The organism is Methylophaga sp. UBA5088, from assembly GCF_002414625.1.
Taxonomy (GTDB): Bacteria; Pseudomonadota; Gammaproteobacteria; order Nitrosococcales; family Methylophagaceae; genus Methylophaga; species Methylophaga marina.
Genome location: NZ_DIAC01000087.1, coordinates 11,754 through 15,399, shown reverse-complemented (window position 1 = coordinate 15,399; position 3,646 = coordinate 11,754). Strand labels below are relative to the sequence as shown.

The 3,646-nt window shown below is 44.7% G+C and carries 4 protein-coding genes; 2 read left to right on the top strand and 2 right to left on the bottom strand.

From position 1 onward, the window contains the following. A partial coding sequence (locus tag B4K20_RS11105; RefSeq protein WP_289282928.1) for an aminotransferase class I/II-fold pyridoxal phosphate-dependent enzyme occupies positions 1–707 on the bottom strand: 707 nt, incomplete at its 3' end. 15 nt (positions 708–722) lie between these two features. Continuing rightward, complete coding sequence (gene bioB / locus B4K20_RS11100; protein ID WP_289243132.1) at positions 723–1,736, bottom strand: biotin synthase BioB; 1,014 nt, start codon at positions 1,734–1,736, stop codon at positions 723–725. A 42-nt stretch (positions 1,737–1,778) separates the two neighbouring features. Here bioB and B4K20_RS11095 point away from each other — a divergent pair, with 42 nt between their 5' ends. Continuing rightward, entirely contained in the window at positions 1,779–2,489 is a 711-nt protein-coding gene (locus tag B4K20_RS11095; RefSeq protein ID WP_289282927.1) for a ComF family protein, read from the top strand. A 38-nt stretch (positions 2,490–2,527) separates the two neighbouring features. Further along, entirely contained in the window at positions 2,528–3,592 is a 1,065-nt protein-coding gene (locus tag B4K20_RS11090; protein WP_289282926.1) for a GGDEF domain-containing protein, read from the top strand. The last annotated feature ends 54 nt before the right edge of the window (positions 3,593–3,646 follow it).

Genomic DNA, 3,646 nt, shown 5'->3' with positions numbered 1-3,646 from the left:
GTCGGCGCCTTATTAGGTGTGATTTGGAAGTGAGAAACCGTGCCGCGACCACCTTCACCAATCACACCAAAACCATGAGCATCATCAATCAGAACGGCTGCATGATGTTGTTCAGATAAGGCCATAATTTCAGGTAAGGAGGCGATATCACCATCCATACTGAATACACCATCACTCACTATCAGCCGATGTTTTGCTGTAGCGGCATTATGTAAGCGTTTATGTAATAGCCCCATATCAGCGTGTGGGTAACGTAACTGGTCGGCATCAGTCAGACGGCCACCGTCCAGTAGAGAAGCATGATTCCATTTGTCCTGAATCACGGCATCGCCACGAGTAAGCAGTCCATCAATCACGCCAAGATTGGCCATATAACCAGTGGAAAATAGTAATACGCGTTGTTGACCCGTAAAATCCGCCAGTTTTTCTTCTAATGCCTGATGGTAATAACTATGACCGGTCAACAAATGGGCGGCGCCACTACCGACACCTTCCTTATCAACTGCTTCTTTGAACGCTTGTTTAATATCAGGATGGGCAGCAAGACCAAGATAATCATTGCTGCAAAATGACAAAATAGTTTTATCACCAAGATGAATATGCACACCTTGCTCACCGACTCTAAGACGATTTTGTCGATAACGCCCAGCCGCTTTGCGTTCAGCTAAAGCGGCGGTCAGTTCATTATGCCAAGGGAGTTTGGCCACTCGAAACTGGAGACGTTAGGCTGCTGAAGAACAGCTGCGTTCTTCTGTTTTTTCTTCACCAACCCAAGGTGTGATACCTAAACGTTTAAACAATTGCTGATCATGGTTGGTATCAGGGTTGTCAGTGGTTAACAGTTTTTCACCATAGAAAATCGAGTTAGCACCAGCCAGGAAACACATGGCTTGTAACTCATCGGTCATATGCTCACGACCTGCTGATAAACGCACAAATGATTTCGGCATCATGATACGGGCAACAGCAATGGTACGAACAAACTCGATTGGATCCAGGTTGTCCACACCATCTAATGGTGTACCTTCAACTTGTACTAATAAATTGATCGGCACGCTTTGTGGTTGTGTTGGCAGATTTGCCAGGCTGATTAATAAACCAGCACGGTCATTGCGACCTTCGCCCATGCCCACAATACCGCCGCTACATACATTAATACCGGCATCACGAACATGACTTAAGGTATTCAGACGATCTTCATAGGTGCGGGTAGTAATAATTTCACCGTAAAATTCAGGTGATGTATCCAAGTTGTGATTGTAGTAATCCAGACCAGCATCTTTTAAACGCTTGGCTTGATGCTCTTCAAGCATACCCAGTGTGACGCAAGTTTCCAAACCTAAGCTCTTCACGCCTTCAACCATTTCTGCAACGCGTTCCAGATCACGGTCTTTCAGGCTACGCCAGGCTGCGCCCATACAAAAACGATTAGCACCAGCCTCTTTCGCTTCATTGGCTGATTTCATGACTTCATCAAGCGGCATCAAAGGTTCTGCTTTGACGGCTGATTCATGGTGTGCACTTTGCGGGCAATAACCACAGTCCTCGGCACAACCACCGGTTTTAATACTTAATAAGGTACTAATCTGCACCGCATTGGCATCAAAGTTAGCACGATGAACGGTTTGTGCTTTAAACATCAGGTCGTTAAAGGGCATAGCAAATAAGGCTTCAACCTCTTGCTGGCTCCAGTCGTTGCGGATTGTTGCTTGGGTTTCTGCTACATTCTCAGGCATGATGACTCTTTACTGATTTAAAGGATTAAATTAGGTCATGTCATGGCAAATCTGCTCTCACTGACACAACAATTCCGACAATTATACAGGAAAGTATTTCCAATTCCGTGTTTACTCTGTGGACTGCCGACAGAAGAACATGCCCTTTGTCAGGGTTGCATCAATGAATTACCGCTTATTAAACAACATTGTCTTCGTTGCGCCATACCATTGGCATCTGGACATATTTGCGGACAATGTCTGAAAAAGCCGCCGATACAAGACATCAGTCTCAGCCTGTATCGTTACGAGCAAGCCGTTCCCAGAATGATGTCTGCCCTGAAGTATCATCGGCAAGTTCAGATTGCTGATCTCTGTGCACGAGAATTTATAAAACAGCATTCACTGAATTCACTTCCGGAAGTATTGATTCCCATACCTCTTCACCCCAGTCGTCTTCGTCAACGTGGGTATAACCAGTCTTTATTATTTGCGGAAAAACTGGCTGCATTATTGAATATTTCCTGCCAACCAGAGTTACTGAAGCGTATCAAAAAAACCGCCAACCAGACCCAACTCAATGCGAAACAGCGACATAAAAACATGCGACACGCTTTTCAGTATTCGTCAGAGTTCCTGCCTGAACATGTGGCCATTATTGACGATGTCATGACGTCCGGTGCGACAACACATGAAGCAGCACGTGAATTAAAGCGATCAGGTGTAAAAATCATAGAAGTATGGACAATTGCACGTGCAATAAGCCATTATTAATATTCACTAAATCACACTTAGGCTCATAAGGCGTTTGGATGCAAGATATCGCCACCTTACAAGCACGTTTGGACGAACTACTTCGCATCGCTAAAAGCAATGAGCGAAAACAAACCAATTTCCAGGAATATGAACTGGCATTGCTTGCTAGTAACAATCTTCACGAACTACTGGGGATTGTGCTTGAAGAGCATAAAGAGCGTTTTCAGCTGACTGATGTCACATTGCTGTTACACGATCCTGAATATGAATTTCAGCGCTTGGTTGAAGCGCAGCCCGTCAAATCCTCGTGGCTCGATAAACTGATATTTACTGAATCGGCCCATTTGTTAAATCAGTATTTCAGCCCGCTACGTAAAACTCGCCTTATCCGTTATTCACCACATCAACATGCTTTCTTATTTCCAGACCAAGCCGAACTTGGCTCAATTGCCTTACTGCCGTTAATCAGACATAACGTATTAATCGGTAGTCTTAATTTGGGCAGCCGTAATCCGAATCGCTTTGAAAGCAATATTGGCACGCAGTTTCTGGAACACTTGGCAGCAGTGATGTCAGCTTGTCTGGAAAACGCACGTTTACATGAACACATTAAATTAGTCGGTTTACGTGACCCATTAACCGGCATTAACAACCGCCGTTTTTTTGATCAACGTGTCAGTGAAGAAGTCAGTCGGGCCAAGCGTATCAATAGCCCACTATCCTGCCTGTTTATTGATCTGGATTTTTTTAAACGCATCAATGATCACTATGGTCACCAAGCGGGAGACGCTGTTCTCAAGCAAGTATCACAACTGTTAAATGATCGTTTGCGTAATAGCGATGTGCTCGCTCGCTATGGTGGAGAAGAATTTGTTATTTTGCTCGCTGACACTAGCGCGGAAGATGCAGGCTTAATTGCCGAACAAATTCGTCATCGAGTAGAAAAAACAGACTTCACCATTCCTTCCGGCAAAATGATTCATGCCACCCTTTCTATCGGTACCGCAACGCTGGCTCAACATAGCCACATACATGACACCAAATCGCTGGTTGCGGCGGCTGACCAAGCCGTTTATGCCGCTAAGTTATCGGGCCGAAACCAAGTCAAACAGGCACGTTAAATGTTACTCACCACCTTTGCTATTAATACAGTTATTTTCGTCACCACCATTTTG